Origin of the sequence: Arthrobacter sp. NtRootA1 (assembly GCF_019976975.1) — a bacterium.
Classification (GTDB): Bacteria; Actinomycetota; Actinomycetes; order Actinomycetales; family Micrococcaceae; genus Arthrobacter; species Arthrobacter aromaticivorans.
Window position 1 is genome coordinate 5233861 of record NZ_AP024630.1, and the last position, 24967, is coordinate 5258827.

The window sequence follows — 24967 nt, forward strand, 5'->3', positions numbered from 1 at the left end:
CGCCTGCGGCCAATAGCTAGAATCAATCCATGTCAAAGACCTCAAGCATGGGCCGCGGCATGATGGCCATCCTTGCGGTCGGTGCCCGTCACGCGCAAGGATACGACGGCGGGACGGTCGCCGACGTCGCTGCCGACCTGGACAAGGACCGCAGCCAAGTGTCCCGGAGCCTCAAGGGCGCCTTGCAGGAGGGCTTCCTGGCCCGCAGGGATCAGAGGAAGTACAGCTTGGGCTGGACTATCCTGACGGACGCCCAACTGGTCGCTGAACAACGGCTGAAAACAGACGGGCTAACCGCCCTTGAGGGTCTCGCTTCTGAAACCAACGAGGCATGCTTTCTTGGCGTGCTCAGCGGCAACAGTACGGTCACCATCGGTGAACAAGTGCCTGCCAGCGCCAACCTCGTGGGATCGTGGCTTGGACGTCCCTATCCTGCATATTGCAGTGACGCGGGCCAAGCACTCCTGTGGGACGCTCCGGACGAAGAAGTCCGCAAGATCTTCGAGTCTGTTGAGTTCGTGAAGCATGGACCCAATACGCCTTCCTCTGTGGAGGACTTCCTGGCGCGCCTCAATGATGCTCGCGTACGCGGCTACTCAATCGTGGACGAAGAAGCTGAACCAGGACTTTACTCACTGGCTGCCCCCATACGCGACTTCAAGGGGGAGGTCGCAGCGGCCCTTCAGATAGTGGGCCCGAAGTCACGCATTGAGCCCCACCGCGAAACCTACACCGTCGCACTCCACTCTTGGCAGGAGTGGCTTGAGTCTAAGGTTGGTGGACGGCTTCAATAGCCGCCCCGAACTTAGGCACCAGATGCGGAACCGAGCCTCTGCGCTGCCGAATGCAGCAGCGGGGCAAGCTCCGGTGCGGCCCTCTCAAGATCGGAACGGGTGCCCAGGACACTGAGGGCAGAAATGATGCCGCCCGAAGGATCCCGAACAGGTACGGCCAGTTCCCATACACCGTGTTCGAACTCCTCAGCCGCCAAAACAAAACCCTGGGGCCTGTCGCGCTCCATGAGGGCGTGGACTTCCGCCTGGGAATGCGCTGCAGCAGGCCCGCCGACGCCAATGAAGTTGACGTCCTTGAGCAGGGCTTCCAGTTCGTTCCGGGAGTGGTCCCACAGCAATGCCCGCCCGGAACCCGTACACCACACAGGCGTGACCATTCCCGGCTTTGCGAACCCGCCCAGGACTGAGTTGTTAGTAGAGGAACGCAGCAATAGAACCCTGACACCGTCGCGCACTGACAGTCGGGACCTAAATCCCAAGGACGAGACCAACTCTTCCAGTTCTGCACGCGAATCATGGACCCAGCCAACGTTGAGGGAGGCTGCCAGGCTGAAGAACCGAGGTCCCGCACGGAAAGGTCCGCGCTCCAGGCGCTCGAGTAACCCCAAATCGCACAGTTCCTGGGCCAGGCGCGAAACCCGGCTCTGCTCCATGTCCAGCTCGGCCGCGAGTTGGGATACGCCCAGTAGCTGACGGCCTTGCTTTTCGCGGTCAGTAACCAACCGAACGAGACGAAGCCCCTGCGCCAACGACGACGCCTCCGGTGACACCTCCAAGAATCCCGCTCCTTCCGCCAAGCGCTCACGCCATTCTCACACGCCCGTGTCAGCCGCAAGAATCAGGCCCTCATGGGCAGGACGATGAAAAGGCTGCACGGCCGGACTCTCTCTGAAGTCCGGCCGTGGAGCCCTGTGCTGGATTGATCAGGCGATCCGCTTAATGGCGCGCCGCCCGTGCCTGAGGTGGAAGTAGATGTAACAGGCGGCCACGAACGGAATACCGAAGTACAAGGCAGCAACCTGGTTGGGATCGAAGGCAATGCCTACCAGTGAGACCAAGCAAAGCGTGAATGCCAGGATGGGAACCAGCGGGAAGAAGGGGGCCTTGTAAGCAAGGTCGGCCACCTGGCCACCATTTCGGATGAATGCCCGGCGATGGAAGAAATGTGAGGCCGTGATTGACATCCATACCCCTACCACCGCGAATCCTGCCACGGAAACAAGGGCCAGGTACACGGTTTCGGGGGCAACCACACTGCTGATCAGCGATGCCAGCCCGCCAAGCATGCTGACAGAAAGGGCAACGAGGGGAATGCCGCGCCGCGTCAGTCGCTTCAGGGCCTTTGGCGCGTGCCCTTCATCAGACAGCGAGTACAGCATGCGTGCACAGGAGAACAGTCCACTGTTTCCGGCGGACAACAGTGCCGTGATGATGACGAAGTTCATGATGTCGGCCGCGTAGGGGATGCCCACCGAAGAGAACACGGTAACGAACGGGCTCTCGTCCAAGCCCACCTGATCGAAAGGAACAGTTGCTGCGATGACCGCAATGGCACCGACGAAGAAGATCAGGAGGCGGACTACAGTGCTGCGCATGGCTTTGGGGATATTCCGTGCGGGATCGGTGGTTTCTCCGGCAGCGACGCCGATGAGTTCGGATCCGGAGAAGGCATAGAAGACTGCCAGGGCAGTAACAAGGACTCCTGAGAAACCGTTGGGAAAGAGTCCGCCTGAGGTGTTGAAGTTCTCAAAGAGGAACGGGTGGTTACCGGATTCCGAGAGCGGCTGGAACCCGAGGAGCGCGGCTCCACCAAGCACGATCAACGCGATGATCGCACCCACTTTAACGATCGAGAACCAGAACTCGGACTCTCCGAAGAACCTGGAGGAAACAGCATTGAATCCGAAGAGGATCGCTGCGAACACCACGCACCAGACCCACACTTCAACGCCAGGGAACCACCGCTGCATGAGCAGGCCCGAGGCCGTGAATTCGGACCCGATCGCAACGGCCCAGCAAAGCCAATAAAGCCAGGCCGTTGTGAAGCCCGTGGCCGGACCGATGGATCGTGCCGCGTAAATGTGGAAGGCGCCTGACACCGGATAGGCGATGGCGAGTTCACCCAGGCAAGCCATCACAAGGTAGACCACGAAGGCCCCTACCAAGTACGCAAGGACAGCGCCAAGGGGGCCTGCCTGGGAAATCGTGTATCCGGAACTGAGGAACAGGCCCGATCCGATAACACCTCCCATCGCGATCATGATGAGGTGGCGCGGACCCATCGTTCGGCGGAGGCCGGTTTCGGCAGGAGCGGTGGGGGAAGCGGGAGCATCAGGTAGATGGTCCAATTGCAGGGGTGCTGAAGGTTCCATGTGGTGTCTCCGGTTAATGACAGATGCGAACGGTACGCCTGAGGACATCCGGACTGAGGGTGCCAAGGAGGGCGTCTGTAGTGACGAAGGTAACACAGTTTCGCCGCCTGTGGTCATTAAAAACAATTGTTAATGCATATGTTGCACGTTACGCATCCAAGGGATTAGTAGTCCGGGTTGCTAGGCACAACAAGTCCGGTCTCGTACGCGTACACAACCACTTGCACGCGATCCCTCAGTTGCAGCTTGCTGAGGATGCGGCGGACATGGGTCTTAACAGTGGCCTCGGACAGGAAGAACTTATGGGCTATCTCCGCGTTGGACAGCCCCTCGGCGATGGTCGTGAGGATCTCAGTCTCGCGTGGTGTGAGATCGTCCAATAACGGATCGCGATGCGGGCTGGGCGATTGTCCGGGCACGCTGCCGCCGCGTACGTACGTCTCCAACAACCTCTGCGTTACACGGGGGGCCACAACAGCGTCGCCACTGGCCACGAGCCGCACAGCGTGTACGAGTTCAACCGGGGCAACATCCTTAAGCAGAAATGCAGAAGCACCAGCCTGCAGTCCCGAGAAAGCGTATTCGTCCAGGTCAAAGGTGGTGAGGATGATGACCCGGGCTTCGGAACCGGCGTCCGAAATGCGGCGCGTAGCTTCTACGCCATCCATGGTGGGCATTCGGACGTCCATGAGCACCACATCCGGCTGCAGCTCCCCAACCTGCCGGACAGCCTCGTTCCCGTCTGATGCCTCGCCCACCACATGGAAGTCCTCTTCACCTTCAAGGATGAGCCGAAAACCCATCCGCAGCAGTGGCTGGTCATCCACCAGCAGGACCTTGATGACGCCGTGATCTACCACTATTCCCCCTTGTCGCCGTTCCAGTGCAGTTCGGCGTGGACCGCCCAGCCTCCCCTTTTGCCCGGACCGGCACTAACGATTCCAGCATAGATTCCCGCCCGTTCACGCATTCCCGCAATGCCTTGCCGTGTTCCCAGGCTGTCCATTGAGTCGCCACCCTCCCGGGTTCCCCGGCCGTCGTCGAGCACGTCAATGGTGACCAGGTCGCCGTCGCGGGCTACTTGCACGTCGACGCGGCTAAGAGAGCGCCCATAGCGGAGAACATTGGTCAACGATTCCTGCACAATCCGGTAAACGGTGAGCTCGAAAGCAGGATCCGCCGGAAGCGCGGGCCCAGTGTGCGCGTAGTGCAGTGGCAGGCCCGCCGTACGGAATCCATCCAGCAGCTTGGCCAGGTTAAGCCCCGACTCGAGCGGCGTCAGTGGCGCCGGACGGCCGGAATCGTCGCGCAGGACTCCAAGCACACGGCGCATGTCCGCAAGCGCCGCCCTGCCCGTTCGGGACAGCTCACCCAGGACGTCGCCAGCGCGGTCGGGGTCCTTCTTGACCACGACGGCCGCACCGTCCGACAAACTGATCATTACCGTCAGGGAGTGAGCCACGACGTCGTGCATTTCCCGCGCAATCCTGTTGCGCTCAGTGACCTTGCCCAACTGCGTTGTCCGCGCTGCCCATGCGGCGATCTCGGCCTCATGCTCCCGCCGCTGGCGGACCGAGATACCAATGCCCGTAGCCAGGAGGTTGGACAACATGATGGTCACAGCAGTGGCGATGTTGTTGATGAGGTGGAAGTTCTCGGGGACGTCCTGCAGGGTGTTCATACTGCTGGGACTTGTCCACATGAAAAGGTACAGCAGGCTAAGCGGCAGGCTGGCAGCGCCAAACACCACCAGTGAAATTGCCCGCTTCCGGGTAGTCGCTACCGCGTAGAGGGCGAACCACAGACCCGCGGAAACGTTTGAGCCCCACGGGTTCAGCACCGTGGCCAAGACTTCCAGAACCGCGACGGCGGCAACCACCTGAAGCGGGTACCGCCGCCGGAATATCAGAACCGTCGCGATCAGCAGCAAGAGCCCGACTACGAGCCACTTGCCCTCGATGATCGAGGCGATGATGGTGGGCAAGGCCAAAAGGACGTAGCAAAGGACGACCACCGCATCCATCGCACGGGGACGCTCGAAAAAATACCGACGGATACGGCCCCTGCGGCGGTGGGCGATTTCAGCGAAGGACGCGTCAGCTGTTACAGCCGGCGCGTCCTTCGCTTGTGGAGCTTCAGTCATGGATTGAGCCTAGGGGGCCTAGACATCCCGCTTCTTCAACAGGACCATTGCCAAGGCAACGGGTACCACAACCCAAGCGCCGAGAACCAGGGCGGCCTGCCAGACTTCCAGGGTGTCCGGAACATGCTCGACGGCGGTCATCGGGTTGATGGTGTTGCCCGGAAGGTACTTGCGGGCTTCCACGAAGAAATCGCCGGGAATGAGCTGGAACGCAATCGGGGCCACAAAGAACAAGCCCACGAGGCTCATGATGCCTCCTGCCGAGTTACGGACTATGGTTCCCAGTGCCATACCAATCGCGGCTACGGCTGCCACGTAGATGCTGTTGACAAGCAAAAGCTTGACCGACTGCGAGCTACTGAGATCCAGCTTGAGATCGTAGTTGTCCACGATCGGGAGTGATACGAGGCCAGCTATGAAGGTGGACACCGCCGTCAACAGGAAGGCACTGACCATCACGACTATAAGCTTGGCCAGGAACGGCGAGAGCCTCTTCGGGACCGCGGCGAAAGTGGAGCGCGCCATTCCCGTGGTGAATTCGGAGCTCATGAGCAGGACGCCCAACGAACCGAGGATCAGCTGGGCGAATGCGATGCCGGAGGTGGGGATGGTAACTGCGATGTCGCCGCCCTGTGCGGCAATGGCTGCGGCGGCTTCGGGATCCCTCGCAGCTTGTTCGGCGAACTGCCCTGTACCCCAAGCCGAAAGTGCTGCGAAGCCAACCATGACCAACGCTGTGGAAGCCAGGAGAATCAGCGTGGACAACAACGTGCGGAACTTGATGAACTCGGAGTTCAGCACGCGATGGAAGGCCGGTCCTGGACCGACTGAGTTACGCATGGACTTGCGGTCCAAAGTGGTGGTGCTCATGTCTATTTCCCTCCGGCCTGAACGGGAACAGAGGCCCCGGTGGTGATGTGCGAGTGGTATTCCACCTCGTCCTTGGTCAACTCCATGTACGCCTCTTCGAGACTTGCCTGGAGCGGGGTCAGCTCGTAGACCATGACCTGGTTGTCCAGGGCAGTCCGGGCGATTCCGCGGGGATCCAAGCCTGAAACTTCCAGCAGTTCACGTTCCTGGACCTCCACGGAGACACCCGTGCCGGCGAGTAGTTGCATGAGCCGCTCGGGCTGGTCCGTGCGGACGCGGGTGCGGGCCTGGCCCTTACCGGTGATGATCTCTGCGATGGGTGCATCCGCAATGATCTTGCCGCGGCCGATCACGATCAGATGGTCTGCCGTCAATGCCATCTCGCTCATAAGGTGGCTGGACAGGAACACGGTGCGGCCCTCGGAAGCGAGGTACTTGACGAGGTTGCGGACCCACACCACGCCTTCCGGATCCAGGCCGTTGACGGGCTCGTCCAGGATGATGGTCTGCGGATCGCCCAGCAACGCTGCGGCAATACCGAGGCGCTGGCCCATTCCAAGGGAGAAACCCTTCACCTTTTTCTTGGCGACTTCTCCCAGCCCGGTCATCTCAATGACCTCCCGCACCCGGCTCTTGGGGATGCTGTGTGTTGCGGCCATGGCCAGCAGGTGGTTGTACGCCGTGCGACTCGTATGGACAGCCTTGGCGTCCAACAGCGCGCCGATTTCACGCAGTGGCGCAACATGCTTGGCGAACGGCTCCCCGTTCACGGTCACCGAACCCGCGGTGGGAGTGTCCAGCCCCATGATCATGCGCATCGTGGTGGACTTGCCGGCGCCGTTCGGGCCCAGGAAGCCGGTCACCCGTCCGGCCTGGACCGTGAAACTGACACCGCCGACGGCGGTTTTCTCGCCGTAGACCTTCGTCAGGCCTTTTGCTTCGATCATGGAAGCGTTCCCTCCTCGGAGCACGTGTACGTGCAGGTGAGTTGTTGACTGTACTGACAACGCTACTCACGGAGGGCACGGAAATCGCCTGTCTCAGGGATGATTCAGGGTCCAGTCAGGGTAGTCCTCCCGGATGACGCTATGAACCTGGATCTTCCGGCAAGGGACAGTACACGCGCAGCTCGCGTCTCTTGACGTTGAACACGGCACTGCGCACACCGGGCTTAGGCTCACCATCCACGGCAAGGACCAACGGTTCTCCGATCGCTTCAATGGTGACGGTTGTCGCCTCGGTCAGATGCGTGACTTTGGAAGCAGCAACGGTGCCCGTAATGACGGCCCAAAGCAGTCGGGCACGGGCAAATGGTTCATCCGCGGTGATCATGCGGAGATCGAAGACACCGTCGTCCAACACAGGGCGTCGAAGTGGGGCATGGTCGCTGGGGTAGTACCGCCCGCGTCCCAGGTACAGAATCCACAGCTTGTGCTTCACGCCGTTGACGGTGAGCGTCGTGGGCGAGTTCACGCCGAAAGTCCGCAGCGATGCCACCAGACTGGCCAGGGGTTTGCCCATGGCAGGCTGCAGCCGCTCCCGGCGGCGTACTAGGTTCGGATAAACACCCACGCTGGCCGTATTCAGCATGGCGATCTCACTGGTCTCAGGGTTCTCAGGCAAACCACGATGGACGGCAACATGCCCGAAGTCCACATAAGCGGCGTGCCCGTTTGTCACTGCGTCGAGTGCGTCGTCAATCGAACTGGTCCCAAGGTCACGGGCAAAGTGGTTGAGGGTGCCACCCGGTAATACCAGCAGAGGCAGGGAATGCTCGACGGCGATAGCCGCCGCGGTGCCAACCGTCCCGTCACCACCCCAAACGCCAAGCGCTATGGTGCCTGACCGGGCAGCTGCTGCTTCAATCTCAGCGGCCACATCCTCGCCCTCCGCGATTTCATGAATATGCGCTTTGGGGAATACATCTTTCAGTAGTTCGCCGGTTTCGGGGGAGTAGGAACCACCCAGGACGTTGACCGCAATACTGAGCCCTTCGCCGTCGGGAATCGCTGGAGCCTCAGCCGCTGTCCTGCGCGGCTTGGGCTCGGGAGGCTTGGCTGGCCACCACGTGCGCGTCAGCAGGGCAGCACCCGCACCAAGTGCTGAACCAAACACCACATCCGACGGCCAGTGGGCCCCTATGTGCACGCGGGAATAGGCAACGCCTGCGGCGATAGGCGCGAGTACGGCACCCAGGACGGGAGAGACCATCCCCGCACCCACGGCAAAGGCTACGGCGGAAGCTGAGTGACCCGACGGCATTGAGGAACTAACTGGCTGCGGATGCACGAACCTGAAGACCGGCAAATGCTCGGGCAGGGGTCGTGTCCTGGGGAGTGCCGTCTTGAAGATGACGTTGGTGACCCCGGAGGCCACGCCCAGGGCAAGGAGTCCATGCAATGCTGCTCTGCGCGGCTTTCCTGGAACCGAGGCCATGATTCCCGCGATGCCGAACCAGAGCTTCCCTTTGGTGGCGGCTGCTGAAAGCCGTCGGAAGAGATCATCATGCTCTCCGTGAGGCTGGCGCGAAACTGCCCTGACAAGGAAATGATCGAACCTTGCCACGTGCTTGGGGCCTTTGCCCAGGAAACCTCGCATTCCACCACAGTAGCGCGAGTCCTTCGGCTGGACGGCGGTATTCCGGGTCTTACACAGACCGCCGGTGACTACGATGAGTGCATGATTCGCGTCCTGCGTCCGCGCCAACGGCCCAGCTGGCAGATTGTCGCGCCTGCCTTGCTATTGCTCTGCGCGTTCGCGGTACCGGGAGGGCTGATTATGGCCGGCCAAGGGGAGCCCGCCTTCAACAGAATTGATACAACATGGCAGGCCTATTCCTTCACCCTGCACGCCCCGTTCTGGGACGCAGTAAACGTGGTGCTCAACTGGGCTGGGTATACAGGCGCCTTGGTGTCGCACCTGGTGCTGGCAGCCGCGCTACTCATTTGGCAGCGTCCCCGCGCGGCCGCCTTCTCTGCACTCGCCGGTCTGTCCGCACTGGGCCTCACTCAACTGGCCAAAGCGCTGGTTGGGCGTGATCGGCCCCAAGGCGCCAAGGTCCTCTCGGATACAGGCTCATACCCTTCGGGGCATGTTTCTGCGACTACCGCTTTCCTCGTCGTCATGGCGTTGCTGATCGGTCAGCAGTGGGCGAAAGTGGTGGCCGTTCTTGGCATACTCGCGATGATGGTCAGCAGAACCTACCTGTCCGCTCACTGGTTAAGTGATGTCCTCGGCGGTGCTTGCCTTGCCGCCGGCGTGGTCCTGCTGTTGTGGTGGCCGTTCTGCGACATATGCATCCAGGAGAATGAAATCGCTGGTCGGACGACTATTTGGCGCGCAAGGGCTTTGCAACGCCAGCAAGAAGCAGGGCAACAAGAATAGGCAATCCGATGGCCAGCAGTGCCATGTGAATCCCGGTTTGGTCCCCAAGGTAGCCCAGAAGCGGCGGGCCAGCCAGGAACGCGACGTAGCCAATCGTGGAGACCACGGAAACCCGGGCCGCTGCGTGCTTGGGATCGTCGGCCGCTGCGGACATGCCCATCGGGAAGGCCAACGCCGCACCAACGCCCCAAAGTGCAGCACCAAGGCCAGCCAGCACCACGTTGCCGGCAAAGACGAACAACGCAAGGCCTAGCGCGGCCGCTGCCATGCTGGCGCGGAGAACAGCGACGCGGCCGAACCTGTCGATGACCTTGCCGCCGAGGAACCGCATCCCGGTCATTGCAGCAACGAAGAGCGCAAACAGCAGGGCCCCGGTCGCTTCGGAGGTACCGAGTCCATCAACGGCTGCCTTGGCAATCCAGTCGTTGCCGGCCCCCTCGGTGAGGGTCGCACCCAAAACCACCACACCGATGAGCAGGGTCCGGCCGTCCCGCCAAGCCGTGGGTCCCTTGGGAGCCGGCGCGCCGTCGTCGAGCGTTTCAACCCCTGACGCTTCGTGTGGCAGGAAGTACCGCGGCACGGTCAGCGCTAGGAGGACAGCAAGTCCGGCGATCACGAGCAGGTGCTCAGGGAGGCCAACACCGAGTTGAGAGAGCCCCGCGCCGATCAAAGCGCCTACAAACGCCCCGCCGCTGAACGCTGCGTGAAACTGCGGCATGATGGTCCGCTTGAGCCGATGTTCGACGTCGGCCCCTTCGATGTTTTGGGCTACGTCCCACAGGCCAATGCCGATGCCGAAGAAGAAGAGCGCGATGGCTGTGGCCGGGACCGATGCAGCCATGAGGGAGAAAGCGATCGCAGCACCTGCGGCACCCGCCACGATGCCGGCGAGGCGAACCGTGCCAGCCGTACCGATTCGGCCCACCACCCAACCTGCGGACGGCAAAGCCATCAAGGAGCCGACGGCGGTGCAAAGCAGCAGGGTGCCCATTTGGCCGGAGGTCAGGCTAAGAGCCTCGGTGACAGCGGGGATGCGTGCCGCCCAGCTGGCAAACACCAAGCCGTTCATGGCGAAGATCAGGAACGTCGCCACCGCCGCCGCGTTGACGTTGGTGTCGCTTCTTGTGCTGGTGGTCATGCAATCACAACTTCCACAGAGAGTTTGTCGAGCCGGGCAAGATCTTCGGAAGAAGGCTTCAGGTCCGTCACGATGACGTCCACAGTCTCCATAGCGGCAACCAGGGCTACCGCGCTGGCATTCCACTTACTGCCGGAGGAAGCAACGATGACCCGCGACGCCGATTCCAGGCCTGCGCGCTTCACCGCGGCGTCGTCAAGGTCATGGGCCAGCAGTCCGTCCTTGAGGTTGAGTGCGCAGGGTGTGACCACAGCGGTGTCGAACCGCAACGAGCGAATGTTCGCCTCGGTCATGGGTCCGCGGAAAGACCGTTCGCCGGGAATGAGGCTTCCTCCGGGGAGTATGAGCTGCGGCCGGCGGCCCTCCTTGGCGTGGGTCAGCGCCTCAACGCCGTGCAAGGACATCGGCATCACTGTGAGGTCACGCTGACTCAGCCGCCGCGCGATCTCCGTGGCGGTGGATCCGCTGTCCAACCACACGTGCTCGCGGTCCTTCAGGAGCGTGTCAACGGCTGCTGCGATTTTGAGCTTGGCCTCATGGTCTTCCAGTTCGCGCTGCCCGTAGCCGGGGTTGTCGCCCCGCGCCAGCAGACTGCGGGCCCCGCCGTGGACCCGCTTCAGTACTCCATTGGCAGCAAGGATCTCGAGGTCACGGCGGACAGTGGCTCCCGAGGCACCGGTTGCCGCCACAAGCTCGTCCACCGATACTTCTTCGCGTTTGCGCAGCAGCTCGCCTATGAGTCGGTGGCGGTCAGGAGTTCCCATAGTTCAACGGTATCAGGCGGACGCTCACTTAATCATGCAGTTTGATCATTTGATCACCCGATGCTCTCTCACATCCACCCCTTAAACCCACGATGCTCTCTCACATCCACCCCTTAAACCCCCGATGCTCTCTCATCAACTGAGAGAGCATCGGGCGAAAAGGGCAACGATGTGAGAGAACGTGCGGATTAGCGGGCGCGCTCCACGCGTTTCTCATCCCACACGGGTTCCTCCGACTCGTAGACCTTTCCATCCGAGCCAAAAATCAGGAAGCGGTCAAAGGACTTGGCGAACCAGCGGTCATGGGTGACAGCCAGGACCGTTCCCTCGAAAGCATCGATAGCGCGCTCCAGGGCCTCGCCGGAGTGCAAGTCCAGGTTGTCGGTGGGCTCGTCCAGGAGCAAGAGGGTGGCCCCGGACAGCTGCAGCAGGAGGATCTGGAACCGCGCCTGCTGGCCACCGGACAGGGACTCATACTTTTGCTCCGACTGTCCGGCCAAACCGTAGGAGTCCAGAGCACCTGCGGCAGCTTCGCGGGGCAGGCCGGAGCGGTGTTCATCGCCGCGGTGCAGGATCTCCAACAAGGTCCGGCCCAGCAGATCCGGGCGAACGTGCGTCTGCGCGAAGAATCCGGGGCGGATACGCGCGCCCAACTTCACAGTTCCTTCATGCGGCACTTCAGCAATGACAACATCCGACACCGGCATGTGCTCCCGCTCAGGGTCGGTTCCTCCCGTTGCGAGCAAGCGCAGGAAGTGGCTCTTTCCGGAGCCGTTGGAACCGAGTACGCCCACACGGTCGCCGAACCAGATTTCCGTGGAGAACGGCTTCATGAGCCCAGTCAGTTCAAGCTTCTCCGCCACGACGGCGCGTTTGGCTGTGCGCCCACCCTTGAGGCGCATCTTCACGTTCTGCTCAATTGGCAGGGCCTCGGGCGGCCCCGCCTCCAGGAACTTGGCAAGACGGGTCTGTGCTGCCTGGTACCTGTTGGCCATGTCGGACCGGAACGCAGCCTTGTTCTTGTACATGTTGACGAGTTCCTTGAGCTTCACATGCTCCTCGTCCCAGCGCTTGCGGAGTTCCTCGAACCGGGCGTTCCTGTCGGCACGCGCCTCCACGTAGGAGCCGAAACCGCCTCCGTGGATCCAGGCTCCGGCACCGTTGATGCCTGGTTCAAGCGTCACTATTCGTCCGGCGGCGTTGTTGAGCAGCTCGCGGTCGTGGCTAATGAACAGCACGGTCTTCTTGGATTCGTTGAGCTTTGACTCCAGCCAGCGCTTACCGGGGACGTCAAGGTAGTTATCCGGTTCGTCCAGGAGCAGAAGTTCATCCGGACCCGCAAACAGGGCTTCCAACACGAGTCGCTTCTGCTCGCCACCGGACAGCGTGGAGGCACGTCGGAACTGTGCTTTGTCGAAGGAAATTCCCAAAGCCGCCATGCAGACTTCGTCCCAGACCGTCTCGACGTCGTAACCGCCGGCGTCTCCCCAATCCACGATCGCCTGGGCGTACTTCATCTGGGTGGGTTCATCGTCGTGTTCCATCATGGCGAGCTCGGCGTCTTCTACCGCCTTGGCAGCTGCCGCCAGCCCGGCTTGGGCCGTGGAAACCAGCAGGTCCCGGACAGTTGATTCGTCCCGGACTTGCCCCACGAACTGGCGCATGATGCCCATGTTCCCGGATTTGCCTACGACGCCTTCGTCGGGTGTGAGGTCGCCGGAAATGATCTTGAACAGCGTCGTTTTGCCGGTTCCGTTGGGTCCAATCAGCGCGGTCTTGGTGCCGTCCGGCACCTTGAAGGTCACGCCGTTGAGCAGCTGGGTGCCGTCGGAGAGGAAGTAGTCGATGCCGGAAACGTCAATATGGGCCACCGCCCAATCTTCCCACGGCCAGGTATTAAGGCTCGACGGCGGAACTTGGCCTGGGGGCCCAAGCGGGCTAAGCGTCAGGCTTTCGCCGGGCGAACTGCGGTGCACGCTCGGGTCGTGGGCCGAAGGCAATCATCCGTGCAGGCACCTTCCGGACTCCGGGAAAGTTCCGGAGCACGAAGAGCAACAATTTGGGCGGTTTTGGCTGCTTGCCTGCCATGACCTGCGCGAAGATCACGCGATGCAGCACCCGCTGAAACGTCTGCACAATCACGGTTGGTGGCCAGCGCCGCTTCTGGACGGCGGCGAGGTGACCGTCGTCGAGCGTGTTGCTCAGCAGCGGGGACGCAATGATCCGGGCGGCCGCGACGGCGTCCTGCACCGCCAGGTTGATCCCCACGCCACCGGCGGGGGACATCGCATGGGCAGCATCACCAATAAGCAGGAGGCCCGGCTTGTGCCACTCGGACAAACGGTTGAGCTTCACGTCCAACAGGTGAAGATCATCCACGGAGCGAATGTTGTCCACACGGTCTGAAAGGTCTGGCCGCAACCTGGCGATGCGTGCACGAAACGCCTCCACGCCTTCAGCCCGCAACTTCGGGTCCAGTCCCTTCGCCGCGAGGTAGGCGATCTGATAAAAGTCCTTGCGGGTCAAACTCAGCAGAACGTCCGAAGTCCCGAAACTGGGCGCAATCGACGCCACGGGATCCCTCTCATCGGAGTACCTCGGAAGCCGGAACCACCACGTATCGAACGGCACCGGAAATTCGCGTGGCACCAAACCCGCCCGTGCACGAAGCACCGAACTACGGCCGTCACAGGCCACGGTCAATGCAGCGCTCAGTTCGCCCGTCCCTACGGTTTCCCCGGTTAGGGGGTCCCGGGTTCTGTACGCCACACCCGATACTGCACCGGCCCCATCGCGGAGCAGCTCTGTGACCTCAGTGTTCATCCGCAACGTGAAGGTAGGTTCCTGCTTGGCTGCCTCCACCAGAAAGTTCAGCAAGTCCCACTGGGGCACCATGGCCACATAGTTATACGGCTCCTTGAGGAGCCCGAAATCAGCGAGGATCACAGAATCCCCGGTCCCGGCAGGGAGCTGGAAATTACCAAGCTTGCTCTGCGGCAGCTGCCGGAACCCTTCACCCAACCCCAACTCGTCGAGGAGGCGGACGGTGGAGGCGTGCACGGTATCGCCACGGAAGTCCCGCAGGAAGTCGGCGTGCTTCTCCAACACAGTGACTTCAACTCCGGCCCGGGCAAGGAGCAGGCCCAGCACGATCCCAGCCGGACCTCCGCCAACCACAACGCACTGCGTGCTGCTTTCCATAGCTTCTCCCGAGTTAGCCGGCGGCGGTGAGGAACGACTTCAACAACGGCCCGCTGGTGGTCGCACCCAGCCCGCCGTCTTCCACGAACACGGCAACCGCCAGGTCTCCGTGGACCGCAACGATCCACGCGTGAGTCTTGGGCGGGTCGTCATTGCCGAACTCAGCAGTACCCGTTTTTGCGCCGACGGGAGCTCCCGGTACCTGGGCGAGGAATCCTGCGTGCCCGGAGGTCACCACCGCCCGCATCATGTCTGATAGCGCTGCGGCTTCTTCTTTCGTGATCGGCTTGGTTGAGGGCGGCGAAGCGGGCGGCGCGCTAGCGGAAGGGGACGGCGCACCAGAGGGAGAGGACGATGGCGGCGCGCTGCCGCTTTCCGTGGGCGTCGCTGTCGGACTGGAGTTCTGGGCTTCTGGGTTGAGCACCAGTTGAGGCGACACCGGAGCGCCGTTGCCAACAGAGGCTGCCATGATCGCAGCTGACAGTGGGGAGAAGAGCACCTTCCCCTGGCCGATCATGGATGCCGCATGCTCGGTTCCCTCGGCGGCGCCAGGGACTGAACCGAGGAAGGCGTCGGCCCCCAACTTGGGCGCTTCCACGGCCACGCCCAATGCCATGGCGGCAGACTCGAGCTGGTCCTGGCTGACGGTGTCTCGGGCATTGATGAAAGCCGTGTTGCAGGAGTGGGCAAAAGCGTCCCGCAGCGTAACGGAGCCCAAGGAGCTCTCCGGATAGCCCTCGGAGTTCTTGAAGGTCCTGCCGTCAACTGTCAGGGTCGGGGTGCATTCGACCTTTGAATCAGGTGTGGCGCCGTCACGGAAGAGCGCCAGGGAATCGACGATCTTGAACGTGGAGCCCGGAGCGTATTGGCCAAGCATCGCCGTGTTGTAGCCGTTGCTGCCTGGACCGGATGCGGCTGCCAGGACAGCTCCGGTAGAAGGCTTCAGAGCCACAATGGCGGACGCCGGCCCTACTCCGGCAAGGGTTTCTTCGGCCAGTTGCTGGAGCTTCAGGTCAAGCGTGGTCTTGAGGGTTGTTCCAGGCACAGGAAGGGACGAGAAGAATACTTTGGTTGCAGGGGTCTCGCCTTCCGACTTCGCTGCCTGCTTGGCGACCACCTCCACGCCATCCTTACCGCGCAGCAGCGAATCGTATTTCTGTTGGAGGCCGCCGGTTCCTGTGGTGTCCCCGGCCCGCAGGGCACCATTGGACTTTTCGATCTGCTCTGCACTGGCCTGCCCCACACTTCCCAGGAGCGCCCGGGCGAAAGTGCGTGTAGGTGCCAACGCCATGGAGTCCAGGATGCTCGCACCACCCGGAATCGCAGTGATCTTTGCTTCGGTAATTTCGGGGGTATAGGCGCGGAGGACGATGCCCTCCACGAAAGCCTGCGGACCCGAGGCTGCCACCTGCTTGGCGTAGTCTTCGACGTCAAGGCCGAGCAGGGCAGCCATTGCCCGCGCGGAGGCATCCGCCTGATCAGCGGCAAGCTTGGTCTTGTCGATACCAACGCGGAAAACAGGCCGGTCTTCCACAATGGGGGCATCCCCTGCGCCGAGGATCTGTCCGCGCTGGGCAGGAACGGTCTTAACGGAGAGCGTCTGGCCATCCGAAAGTTCCGGGGCAAGGAGCTGTGGATTCCATTGAACAGCCCACTTGTCCCCGGACTTTTTCAACGTAGCCTCGGAGCTGTACTCCCATTTTGCTGAGCCGATGTTCCAGCTGTAGTTCAAAGGGAAGGTGGCGGTCTCGCCGTCGAGCTTCACGTCACCTGACTGAACCGATGGCTTGGCACCGAGTCCCTCAAACACCGCGTTGAGTTCATCGTTGGCCGCGGAAGCGTCCTTGCCCGACACAGCAAGTGAACCGACGTCGAGCGCGGCAAGTGAGGAGGCCAGCTGCTTCGCTGCACCCTCGGCACCGGCGCGGCCGTCATCGCAGGCGGTCAGCGAGCCAGCCATCACCAGCGATACCAAGCCAAGGACAAGATTCCGTGTTTTCATTTTCCCCATTTGCGACATTATGCCCCGTTCCCCTGACAGTTTCTCGTCGCGACCACAACGCGGACCCGCACCACGCCAGGTCCTCCGGAACGACTTGCTGGCGTGCCAATCGAAAATGACTTACCGCTGCCGAATGATCCTGCGCTGCGCGGCCACTGCTATCGCCGCCGTTCGGTTGTCCACGCCCAGCTTGGAATAGATATGAACAAGATGCGTCTTCACTGTTGCCTCGGAAATGAACAACTGCTTCGCCATGGCGCGGTTGCCCATTCCGGTGGCCAGAAGTTCCAGTAACTGGACTTCCCTGGGGCTCAATGCAGGCGACGGATTCCGGATCCTGCCCATGAGTCGGGCCGCCACCTCCGGTGCCAGCGCGGTTTGGCCAGCGGCAGCGGATAAGACAGCTTGCTGGATCTGCTCAGGCGGGGCGTCCTTCAGCATGTAGCCGCTGGCACCAGCCTCAACAGCGGCGAGGATGTCAGCGTCCGTGTCGTAGGTGGTGAGGATAAGGACAGGCGGCGGGGGAGTCCCACCCTGGCCAGCTTTGATCCTGCCTGTGGCCGTCACTCCGTCCATACCGTTACCCATTTGAAGGTCCATCAGCACCAGGTCCACGGGCTCACCCAGAGTGTTCAACCTGCCCAGTTCGGCCAGCGCCGCTTCACCGTCCGCAGCCTCGGCCACAACACTGACACCAGGAAAATCAGCGAGCATCGCCCGGAGGCCAGCCCGGACAACCGGATGGTCGTCCACCAGGAGGATGCGGATATCACTCATGCCCCACCATCCCGGGCTGGCAGCGGCACCCGAAGGGCAACCACTGTTCCCTCGCCGGGCGCCGATTCGATATCCAGGCTGCCTTCGAGTGCTGCCAGCCGCTCGCGCAGGCTCTGGAGTCCCACGCCGGTGCCGTCCCCGCGGGCATTGACGGCCGCCGTCGACGGTTCAAAACCCACGCCGTCGTCGAAAACATCCAAGGTTACCTCCGAGCCAAGAAAGGACAAAGTCACGACGACGGCACTTGCGCGGGCATGCGCCCATACGTTCGCAAGGGAAGCCTGGGCGGCCCGGAGCAGGGTGGTCTGGTAAGTAGTGGGCAAGTCCAAGGGGGTGCCCACAAGCTCGAAACGGCAGCGCAGTGCGGTTCCCCGGGCGGCTGCTTCGGTCTCAGTCTTCTCGCAAAGCCTCCGCAAGGTGTCCACCAGATCGGACTCCTCCAAAGCGGGTGGTCGAAGATCACGGACAAAACTCCGAGCCTCTGCAAGGTTGGCTGACGCGGTCTCCTGTACGATCCTCAACCGTTCATTCGCGGCCTTCACGTCTCCCTCCTCCAAAGCTTTCCCCGCAGACCTGCCCATCAGGACGATGCTGGAGAATCCCTGTGCCAAGGTGTCGTGAATTTCCCGGGCCAGCCGTTCGCGCTCCGTCAGGACCCCGGCGTCGTGCTGGGTTTTGGCCAATTCTGCCCGTGTTCGTCGAAGGTCTTCGGCAACAATGCGTTGATTCTCGGCCTCCAGGAACAAGGCGCGATACGCCAGTCCGGTGACCACAGCAAAGCCGGCCCCGAACATGGGTCCCAGGACCATCGCGAGCTGCAGACCGCCGTCGGCCGAGCCCCTGCTGTGGAACCAGAGGGCACCAATCAGCAAAGCGGTGCTCACCACGATTGCCGGCAACGCGAGCCGCCGGGAGAGTACGTGCAATTGGAGGAAGAAGAGTGGGAAGGCAACCCATGCGAAATCGCCGCTGACCAGGAGAAGCAACAGCCACAAGGCCATCACGGCACCAAGCCACCAGCCTGAGTAAGGTGTGGGATCGAACCGGGAGGCATTTCCCGCGTGGCGTTTTTCGAGGATGGTTCCCACGAGGTACACAAGGGCCAAGGCGGCTGACAATGCCAGTCCAGCAATAACAGCCACCGGCGACGGACTGCCCGCAGTGCCTGCCACCAGCCGCACCACTGCCACGAGCAGCAGCACCGCGAAGCCGACATGGAGACTTATCCGCAGCACACGGAGGATGGTGGCGGTGCCGGTAGGAGTCTCCTGCATGCGTCCCAGCCTATCCCCGCCCGACGCGTCACTCCCTCGGAATTCCGCGTCCCGAAGCAGGAATCAACCAATCGGATGATGGCGGGTTCAACCCCTTGATGTGCGCCAATCCATCGGGCTCCCGATGTGCCCAGATCCATTGGGCGGAAGAGTGGATTCAGTCGGGACCAAGCCCGCATCCAAGCAAAGGATTCTGATGTTTCTAGCCATCCGCGACATCCGCTTCGCCAGGGGCCGGTTCGCGCTCATGGGAAGTGTTGTGGCCCTTATTACCCTGCTTCTGGTCATGCTTTCGGGGCTTACTGCCGGCCTCGGAAACCAGTCGACATCGGGCATTGAATCAATGCCTGCACAGCAGATCGTCTTCGGTGCACCGGCGGGCGGGGAGCCGAAGGCCTCCTACACCGAGTCTGAGGTTTCCAATGCGCAGCTCGAAGCCTGGCGGGAACAACCCGGCGTTTCATCGGCACACGCGGTGGGCATCAGCCAAACCCGCTTCCAGTCCTTGGCTGAAGGTGACACTCCGAACGGCACTGCAAATGTGGCAGTTTTTGGCGGTTCTTTGGGTTCTACCCCTGTTGAGGACGGGACCGTCGTGGTCGGCAAAACCGTGGCCAAGGATTTGGGGCTCCAAGCCGCCAGTCGAGTCCGGGTCGGAGGAACGGAGCTGACTGTTTCAGAAGTTGTGGAGGACCAGTGGTACTCGCACACTGGCGTGGTCTGGACGACGCTAGACACCTGGCGAAAGATCGCCCACGCGCCCCAGGGCACCGCCACGGTCCTGGCCATAAAGTACGACGCCGGTACCTCCGTCAGCGTTGATGCCGCCAACGCTGCGGCTGGCACGGTGAGCATGGATCCCATCGGCTCGTTCCAGGCCCTCGCCTCGTACAAGAGTGAGAACGGTTCTCTCATGCTCATGCAGGCATTTCTTTATGGAATCTCGGCCTTGGTGATCGTTGCCTTCCTTACTGTGTGGACAGTGCAGCGGACACGTGACATCGCGGTCCTCAAAGCACTCGGCGGTTCTGCGGGATACGTCCTGCGTGACGCCTTGGGTCAGGCGGCGATAGTGCTGCTGGCCGGAGCCGCAGGTGGCGGTTTGCTGGGCCTCGCGGGCGGACTTCTCGCTGCCAGCGCAGCGCCCTTCCTCATCACGCCTTTGACTACGTTGGTGCCGGTTGTCGGCGTCGTCGTCCTGGGCCTCGGCGGCGCTGTCCTCGCGGTCCGCAATGTCACCAAAGTAGATCCGCTGTTTGCCCTCGGTGGCAACTAAGTTTTTGAACATTCCCAGAGAGGCATACATTGTGACTCATGCACTGAATCTCATCGACATCTCCCTTGAGTATCCCGACGGCGAGTCAAGCCTCAAAGCTTTGGACGCCGTCGACCTTGTAGTCGGACGCGGAGAGTTCCTCTCCTTGGTGGGTCCGTCCGGTTCCGGCAAATCCTCGCTCTTGGCTGTTGCGGCCACGCTCGTGAAGCCCACCTCGGGACTCGTCGTCATCGACGGCCAGGACGTTTCAGCGCTCAAGGACGCCGAGCGCACTGCCTTGCGGCGAGACAAGGTGGGCATCATCTTCCAGCAGCCCAACCTTCTTCCGTCGCTGACCGCCGTCGAGCAGCTGCTGATTCGGGACCACCTGCGCGGCAAGGCTGTCCGTGCGGCCCTTGGCAAAGCACATGAACTCTTGGAGATCGTGGGCTTGGCCGCATCGGCAAACAAGAGGCCGCACCAGCTATCGGGTGGGCAGCGGCAGAGGGTGAACATCGCCCGGGCGCTCATGGGCAGCCCCACCGTATTGCTGGTGGACGAACCTACCGCAGCCCTGGACCACGAACGCAGCGAATCGATCGTCAGGTTGTTGCGTCGGATTACGGACGAGTTCTCCACCGCCACCGTGATGGTCACGCATGATACGGAGTTCCTTCCCCTGACGGACTCCGTCACAACCATGCGGGACGGACGAATCAGCCCTGCCGCACTCCCGTCCACCCTGCCCAACTAGGTCGCAGTAGAGCGCGTTTTGAGCGTCCAGAACGCGCTTAACTGCTACTTAGTTGGGTGAGCCGAGCAAGAGGTCATCCTGCGCTTCGTCGTAGGTGTCGCGGGCTTCGAGAATCGTGGGGACGTGGCTCTCCGCCCACTGACGTAAAAGGGTGAGGGGTTGCAGGAGTGATTCACCCATCGGTGTGAGTTCGTAATCCACTCGTGGCGGCACCTGTGCGTGGACGGTACGCGTAATAAGCCCATCACGTTCCAAGGCGCGCAGCGTCTGCGTCAGGACCTTCGGCGTGACGACGTGGACCATCTTTCGCAGCTCCGAGAACCGCACGGGCCCGTCACCGAGGACTTGGATCACCAATGACGCCCACTTGTCCCCGATTCTCTGGAAGATCACGCGGGATGGGCAATTGGGATCCAGGACGTTCCCTGGCAGGCCATTAGTATCCATGAGGTAACTCAGTTCCTTTGAAGCTATCAGTATCAAATAGATACCTTCGTGTTATCGCAAGGATAGCAACCCAAAGGAGAGTCATGAAAATCGCAGTCTACGGCGCAACAGGCATGGTCGGCAGTGAAATCGTCAATGAATCCCTCACCCGCGGCCATGAAGTCACGGCTATCTCCCGCAAGGGCACCGAGGTCGTCGGCGCAACCGCCCAGGTAGCCGATTTGGCCGACACGGAGGTCTTCGCCTCCATTGCAAAGGACCACGACGTCGTTGTGCTGGCTACCGGTCCCAGCCGCACCGGCGGGGACCATGGAGAGTGGCTCGATGCCATGGCGGCTGCTTACAGCAACGCCGAAGGAACCCGCCTCATGATCGTTGGCGGTGCCGGCACCCTCGAGGTAGACGGCGTACGGCTCCTCGATTCCCCCGACTTCCCCGAGGCATACAAGGCCGAAGCCACCACCGCCGCGAAGGCGCTGGAAGCCGTCAAGCAGACCCCGGAGGACGTCGACTGGACGGTTCTTGCCCCAGCCCCGGTTATCCAACCCGGCGAGCGTACCGGTGAATACAACGTGGCCAAGGATACCCCGGCCGGTAACAGCATCTCCTCGCAGGACTACGCCGTGGCCATGCTGGATGAAATTGAAAGCCCTGCTCACCGCCGCGCACGATTCACGGCTGCAAACTAACTAACAGTCGGGGCTAAGTCGGGGCTAACCGACACTCAGGCCGAGCCCGGGTACCGGCATCTGGAATATGTCCTTGAGGGCATGCTTCGCCGCATGGTACCCGGGCATCCCTGTAACACCAGGCCCGGGCGGGGTGGATGAAGAACACAAGTAGACGCCCGGCACGGGTGTACGCCACGGAACGTTGGACACTACCGGCCTTTGTACCAAGCCCCGCATATCCAGCAGACCTGCACTGAAGTCGCCACCCACGTAGTTTTCGTTGTAAGCGGCCAGTTCAGCCGCCGTCGTGGTCTTCGAGGCAACCACCACGTCCCTGAAGCCTGGTGCGTACCGTTCAATCCGTGCAGTGACAGCCTCCGCCATATCCACATCAGAGCCAGCCGGCACATGGCAGTACGTCCACAGGATGTGTCGCCCCTCCGGTGCCCGTGACGAGTCCACCAGGGACGGTTGGGATACCAGCACGTAGGGCTCCGCTGGGTGTTTGCCCATGTCCACGAGGTTCTCGGATTCGGCCATGGCCATTCGCGAACCACCCACATGAACCGTCCCCGCCTGCCTCAGGCCAGGGGCAAGCCAAGGAACAGGTTCGGACAGAATGTAGTCCACTTTGCACGCTGCATTCCCGAAGCGGAATGCATCCAGTGCCCGACGATAATTGTCGGGTATCTCAGCGCCACCCAGACGTGCAAGCGTCGGAGGTGCAACATCCAACAGGATGGCCTTTGCTGGCCTGACCTGATCGAAAGAATCCACGCGCACACCGGTGTGGATGGTCCCGCCGTGGGCAATGAGGTCCTCCGCCATGGCACCTGCGATAGCTGCGGATCCGCCCACGGGCACCACCCATCCGCCTGCGTGGGCCAGGACGGCGAGCAAGAGCCCGGCACCCGTGGAACTAAGCGATGGCTGGGAGCCCAACGCGTGGGACATCACGCCGGTCAACAAAGCGGGAGCAGCCTCTTCACGGAAGCGCCGTCCCCAGAACGGTGTTCCTTGTTCAAGGGTCGCGAGGCCAAACAGCACAGCAGCAAGGGGATCCTTGGGCACGCGGAGCAACTGGTTCGACGTAAAGTCCACTACGCCGTTGACGCGCGCAAGGAGGGGCGCAATCAGGTGGCGGTACGCTGGGCCGTCCGCCCCCAGTTCCATGGCGGTCCGTTCCAAGGACTGGTAAGCGAGGGCGGCTCCGCCCACGTCCAACGGCGTGCCGTGCTGGACTTCAGGCAAGCGCAGCTCAATGCGCTGCGCAAGGTTGAATTCCTTGAAGAAAGGAGACGCCAGTGCCATTGGATGCACCGCGGAGCATACATCGTAAAGGTATCCCGGCTCGATCAGCTCGCTTGTCCGGGTCCCGCCCCCGATGGCATCGGCGGCCTCGTACAGATGTACCTCCAGCCCTGCGCGGGCCATGGTCACTGCTGCGGCCAGACCGTTGGGACCAGAACCGACGACGGCGACATCAGCCATCGCTACCCACCTCCAACTGCCGGGGAGCTTTCGGCTCGGCGGGCTCAATCCCAGAACGCCAGGGGAGAACTGACATGGACGGATGGAGAAGGTCGATCCTGAGCCAATCCTTGGTGCCTTCGAAAGGCCCACCATGGGGATCGTCTTCGCCCAATGCGCGTAGGGGATCCTGCGATGGATCCAAGATATCCATCACTACCCTTGCCATCAGGTACGCCGTTGCAACCATGTGCAAGGCCACAGCCAGGACGTAGTAGGACATATCTATGTTGTGCTGCACGGGCCCACCGCTGGTGGCCATGCCCAAGTACATCCATATTGCAGCCCAGTGGAGGCCTTCGGCGGCCTGCCAAACGAGGAAGTCCCGCCAGCGTGGCCTCGCAAGGGCAAGGAGCGGAATGAGCCAGATGACGAACTGGGGAGAGTACACCTTGTTTGTGAGGATGAACGCGGCCACAATCAGGAAGGCCAGCTGGGCAAGGCGGGGGCGCCTGGGCGCCGTCAAAGCCAGGGCACCGATCAACACGCAAGCAATGACAAAGAGGTTCAGCGCAAGCGAGTTGATAGTGGCAGCGTTAAGTTGGGTCCATTGAAGCCGATCAGCCACGAGGTTGAACGCGAACCAGGGCGAGCTGTATCCGGCGGGTCGTTCCTGGGTGAATTCAAAGAAGTAGCGCCAGCCCGATGGGTTCATTGCAGCGATGGGCAAATTGACGGCCAGCCATGCCGCAGCAGCCGCAGCGGCAGTCACCAAGAAGGTCCGCAGACGACCACTGCGCAGCGCCAACACCAAAATGGCACCCAGGATGAGGACGGGGTACAGCTTGGTGGCCGTTCCCAACCCGATGCAGATTCCCGCCAGGATCAACTTGTCGCGGGAGACGAAGTACATGGCCAACGCGAGCAGGGCCACCGCCCACATGTCCCAGTTGATGAAACCCGCAAGGACGATTCCCGGGGCCAAGGCCACCATGGCGGCATCCCAGGGGCGACGCTTGTTCATTCGAGCTGTCAGGAGGACGGTAATTATCCACACGGCAACAATCAGCGTTGCGTTGACGTCGAAGTAACCCAGAATGCGTTCGGGGCCCACCCCTTGTCCTGGTACGAGTAGCGCCGTCAAGCCTGCGATGATCCCCATGATGACCGGGTACTCAAACAAGCTGCCTTGTGTAAAGAAGGGGAACACGCCATCGCCCAGGCCGCGGTTGCGGAAGAGCTCGGGAAAGTCGGAGTAGCACGTGGCATAAAACTGCGTGGGCGTTTCCCAGCCGTTGACGCGGCAATAGTCCTTCGCCAGCACGGCCAGCAGGGCAGCGATCACGGTGAGGATAACGAGGACGCGTTCAACCGTAAACGGCGCGGGGGAGATATGTCCTGGGGCTGAGTGGCGGCCCAAGGGCCCACCGACAACCTCCGTGAAGTTACGAAGCAGGGCATCGCTGCGGCTTGGAACCACAAAGCGGGCACGTTTTCGCTGCCGGTGCGGCTTCGTCTCCTGCATAAATCGAGCTTACAGTCAGGCAGCTTGGGTAACGCCACCGGAGCAGCTCTGACTGACCAGTTAAAAGGGGGGAAGCCCACGCGTTGCCGCGTGGGCTTCCTGCGGTTCAGCATGCATCTGCGGCAC

General features: G+C 61.8%; 22 protein-coding genes. 5 read left to right on the plus strand and 17 right to left on the minus strand.

All coding sequences use genetic code 11. The features are described 5' to 3' along the window. Nucleotides 1–29: 29 nt before the first annotated feature. Complete coding sequence (locus tag LDN90_RS23985) at nt 30–794, plus strand: IclR family transcriptional regulator (RefSeq protein WP_223947416.1); 765 nt, start codon at nt 30–32, stop codon at nt 792–794. Between the two features lie 11 nt (nt 795–805). Here LDN90_RS23985 and LDN90_RS23990 read toward each other — a convergent pair whose 3' ends face one another. From LDN90_RS23990 to LDN90_RS24020, 7 genes are all read right to left on the minus strand, one after another. Beyond that, complete coding sequence (locus LDN90_RS23990; RefSeq protein WP_216924460.1) at nt 806–1570, minus strand: IclR family transcriptional regulator C-terminal domain-containing protein; 765 nt, start codon at nt 1568–1570, stop codon at nt 806–808. Between the two features lie 147 nt (nt 1571–1717). Then, the gene (locus LDN90_RS23995) at nt 1718–3166 is read right to left on the minus strand and encodes an amino acid permease (protein ID WP_223947417.1); all 1449 of its coding nucleotides are present in this window, start codon (nt 3164–3166) and stop codon (nt 1718–1720) included. A 164-nt stretch (nt 3167–3330) separates the two neighbouring features. Further along, nucleotides 3331–3969, minus strand: a complete 639-nt coding sequence (locus LDN90_RS24000; protein WP_254186306.1) for a response regulator transcription factor — start codon at nt 3967–3969, stop codon at nt 3331–3333. A 56-nt stretch (nt 3970–4025) separates the two neighbouring features. Next, nucleotides 4026–5309, minus strand: coding sequence for a histidine kinase (locus tag LDN90_RS24005; protein ID WP_223947419.1), 1284 nt, complete (start codon nt 5307–5309; stop codon nt 4026–4028). A gap of 18 nt (nt 5310–5327) precedes the next feature. Continuing rightward, nucleotides 5328–6179, minus strand: coding sequence for an ABC transporter permease (locus tag LDN90_RS24010; RefSeq protein WP_216924452.1), 852 nt, complete (start codon nt 6177–6179; stop codon nt 5328–5330). 2 nt (nt 6180–6181) lie between these two features. Continuing rightward, nucleotides 6182–7126, minus strand: a complete 945-nt coding sequence (locus LDN90_RS24015) for an ATP-binding cassette domain-containing protein (protein WP_223947420.1) — start codon at nt 7124–7126, stop codon at nt 6182–6184. Between the two features lie 139 nt (nt 7127–7265). After that, nucleotides 7266–8777: a bifunctional phosphatase PAP2/diacylglycerol kinase family protein gene (locus tag LDN90_RS24020; RefSeq protein ID WP_223947421.1), complete on the minus strand. Its 1512-nt coding sequence runs from the start codon at nt 8775–8777 to the stop codon at nt 7266–7268. 81 nt (nt 8778–8858) lie between these two features. Between LDN90_RS24020 and LDN90_RS24025 the strand changes: the two genes are divergently transcribed. Continuing rightward, complete coding sequence (locus LDN90_RS24025) at nt 8859–9563, plus strand: phosphatase PAP2 family protein (protein ID WP_216924446.1); 705 nt, start codon at nt 8859–8861, stop codon at nt 9561–9563. Here LDN90_RS24025 and LDN90_RS24030 read toward each other — a convergent pair. The 7 genes from LDN90_RS24030 to LDN90_RS24060 all read right to left on the minus strand — a co-directional run bounded on the left by LDN90_RS24030 (nt 9508) and on the right by LDN90_RS24060 (nt 18719). Continuing rightward, nucleotides 9508–10701, minus strand: a complete 1194-nt coding sequence (locus LDN90_RS24030; RefSeq protein WP_223947422.1) for an MFS transporter — start codon at nt 10699–10701, stop codon at nt 9508–9510. The two genes, LDN90_RS24025 and LDN90_RS24030, sit on opposite strands and share 56 nt — an antisense overlap. After that, on the minus strand, nt 10698–11465 hold the full coding sequence (locus LDN90_RS24035) for a DeoR/GlpR family DNA-binding transcription regulator (RefSeq protein ID WP_216924443.1): 768 nt from the start codon (nt 11463–11465) through the stop codon (nt 10698–10700). Before LDN90_RS24035 ends, LDN90_RS24030 begins: the two co-directional genes overlap by 4 nt. Before the next feature lie 188 nt (nt 11466–11653). Next, entirely contained in the window at nt 11654–13336 is a 1683-nt protein-coding gene (locus LDN90_RS24040; RefSeq protein WP_223947423.1) for an ATP-binding cassette domain-containing protein, read from the minus strand. Nucleotides 13337–13403: 67 nt separating this feature from the next. Next, a complete protein-coding gene (locus LDN90_RS24045) occupies nt 13404–14666 on the minus strand; it encodes an FAD-dependent oxidoreductase (protein ID WP_223947424.1) in 1263 nt (420 codons plus the stop codon). 13 nt (nt 14667–14679) lie between these two features. Beyond that, nucleotides 14680–16677: a penicillin-binding transpeptidase domain-containing protein gene (locus LDN90_RS24050; RefSeq protein WP_223947425.1), complete on the minus strand. Its 1998-nt coding sequence runs from the start codon at nt 16675–16677 to the stop codon at nt 14680–14682. Nucleotides 16678–16788: 111 nt separating this feature from the next. Next, on the minus strand, nt 16789–17445 hold the full coding sequence (locus LDN90_RS24055; RefSeq protein WP_216924436.1) for a response regulator transcription factor: 657 nt from the start codon (nt 17443–17445) through the stop codon (nt 16789–16791). Then, nucleotides 17442–18719 carry a sensor histidine kinase gene (locus tag LDN90_RS24060; protein ID WP_223947426.1) on the minus strand — a complete coding sequence of 426 codons (1278 nt, stop codon included), beginning with the start codon at nt 18717–18719 and terminating at the stop codon, nt 17442–17444. The genes LDN90_RS24055 and LDN90_RS24060 overlap by 4 nt, the downstream gene beginning before the upstream one ends. Before the next feature lie 196 nt (nt 18720–18915). On the opposite strand from LDN90_RS24060, the gene LDN90_RS24065 reads away from it, so the two are divergent. Together LDN90_RS24065 and LDN90_RS24070 are read left to right on the plus strand one after the other, a co-directional pair. Beyond that, nucleotides 18916–19995: an FtsX-like permease family protein gene (locus LDN90_RS24065; RefSeq protein ID WP_223947427.1), complete on the plus strand. Its 1080-nt coding sequence runs from the start codon at nt 18916–18918 to the stop codon at nt 19993–19995. 28 nt (nt 19996–20023) lie between these two features. After that, the gene (locus tag LDN90_RS24070; RefSeq protein WP_223949369.1) at nt 20024–20728 is read left to right on the plus strand and encodes an ABC transporter ATP-binding protein; all 705 of its coding nucleotides are present in this window, start codon (nt 20024–20026) and stop codon (nt 20726–20728) included. Nucleotides 20729–20776: 48 nt separating this feature from the next. Here LDN90_RS24070 and LDN90_RS24075 read toward each other — a convergent pair whose 3' ends face one another. Beyond that, complete coding sequence (locus LDN90_RS24075; RefSeq protein ID WP_223947428.1) at nt 20777–21175, minus strand: helix-turn-helix domain-containing protein; 399 nt, start codon at nt 21173–21175, stop codon at nt 20777–20779. A gap of 83 nt (nt 21176–21258) precedes the next feature. Between LDN90_RS24075 and LDN90_RS24080 the strand changes: the two genes are divergently transcribed. After that, nucleotides 21259–21864 carry an NAD(P)H-binding protein gene (locus LDN90_RS24080; protein WP_223947429.1) on the plus strand — a complete coding sequence of 202 codons (606 nt, stop codon included), beginning with the start codon at nt 21259–21261 and terminating at the stop codon, nt 21862–21864. Between the two features lie 24 nt (nt 21865–21888). Here the strand turns inward: LDN90_RS24080 and LDN90_RS24085 are convergent, their stop codons facing one another. Together LDN90_RS24085 and LDN90_RS24090 are read right to left on the minus strand one after the other, a co-directional pair. Next, complete coding sequence (locus LDN90_RS24085; protein WP_223947430.1) at nt 21889–23337, minus strand: NAD(P)/FAD-dependent oxidoreductase; 1449 nt, start codon at nt 23335–23337, stop codon at nt 21889–21891. Continuing rightward, the gene (locus LDN90_RS24090) at nt 23330–24841 is read right to left on the minus strand and encodes a glycosyltransferase 87 family protein (protein WP_223947431.1); all 1512 of its coding nucleotides are present in this window, start codon (nt 24839–24841) and stop codon (nt 23330–23332) included. The genes LDN90_RS24085 and LDN90_RS24090 overlap by 8 nt, the downstream gene beginning before the upstream one ends. Nucleotides 24842–24967: the final 126 nt, after the last annotated feature.

Bases quoted from the DNA above. Each gene is read 5' to 3' on its own strand.
- LDN90_RS23985 (WP_223947416.1), top strand. From the start codon at position 30: ATGTCAAAGACCTCAAGCATGGGCCGCGGCATGATGGCCATCCTTGCG.
- LDN90_RS23995 (WP_223947417.1), bottom strand. From the start codon at position 3,166: ATGGAACCTTCAGCACCCCTGCAATTGGACCATCTACCTGATGCTCCC.
- LDN90_RS24000 (WP_254186306.1), bottom strand. From the start codon at position 3,969: ATGGGTTTTCGGCTCATCCTTGAAGGTGAAGAGGACTTCCATGTGGTG.
- LDN90_RS24005 (WP_223947419.1), bottom strand. From the start codon at position 5,309: ATGACTGAAGCTCCACAAGCGAAGGACGCGCCGGCTGTAACAGCTGAC.
- LDN90_RS24010 (WP_216924452.1), bottom strand. From the start codon at position 6,179: ATGAGCACCACCACTTTGGACCGCAAGTCCATGCGTAACTCAGTCGGT.
- LDN90_RS24015 (WP_223947420.1), bottom strand. From the start codon at position 7,126: ATGATCGAAGCAAAAGGCCTGACGAAGGTCTACGGCGAGAAAACCGCC.
- LDN90_RS24020 (WP_223947421.1), bottom strand. From the start codon at position 8,777: ATGCGAGGTTTCCTGGGCAAAGGCCCCAAGCACGTGGCAAGGTTCGAT.
- LDN90_RS24025 (WP_216924446.1), top strand. From the start codon at position 8,859: ATGATTCGCGTCCTGCGTCCGCGCCAACGGCCCAGCTGGCAGATTGTC.
- LDN90_RS24030 (WP_223947422.1), bottom strand. From the start codon at position 10,701: ATGACCACCAGCACAAGAAGCGACACCAACGTCAACGCGGCGGCGGTG.
- LDN90_RS24035 (WP_216924443.1), bottom strand. From the start codon at position 11,465: ATGGGAACTCCTGACCGCCACCGACTCATAGGCGAGCTGCTGCGCAAA.
- LDN90_RS24045 (WP_223947424.1), bottom strand. From the start codon at position 14,666: ATGGAAAGCAGCACGCAGTGCGTTGTGGTTGGCGGAGGTCCGGCTGGG.
- LDN90_RS24050 (WP_223947425.1), bottom strand. From the start codon at position 16,677: ATGGGGAAAATGAAAACACGGAATCTTGTCCTTGGCTTGGTATCGCTG.
- LDN90_RS24055 (WP_216924436.1), bottom strand. From the start codon at position 17,445: ATGAGTGATATCCGCATCCTCCTGGTGGACGACCATCCGGTTGTCCGG.
- LDN90_RS24060 (WP_223947426.1), bottom strand. From the start codon at position 18,719: ATGCAGGAGACTCCTACCGGCACCGCCACCATCCTCCGTGTGCTGCGG.
- LDN90_RS24065 (WP_223947427.1), top strand. From the start codon at position 18,916: ATGTTTCTAGCCATCCGCGACATCCGCTTCGCCAGGGGCCGGTTCGCG.
- LDN90_RS24075 (WP_223947428.1), bottom strand. From the start codon at position 21,175: ATGGATACTAATGGCCTGCCAGGGAACGTCCTGGATCCCAATTGCCCA.
- LDN90_RS24080 (WP_223947429.1), top strand. From the start codon at position 21,259: ATGAAAATCGCAGTCTACGGCGCAACAGGCATGGTCGGCAGTGAAATC.
- LDN90_RS24085 (WP_223947430.1), bottom strand. From the start codon at position 23,337: ATGGCTGATGTCGCCGTCGTCGGTTCTGGTCCCAACGGTCTGGCCGCA.
- LDN90_RS24090 (WP_223947431.1), bottom strand. From the start codon at position 24,841: ATGCAGGAGACGAAGCCGCACCGGCAGCGAAAACGTGCCCGCTTTGTG.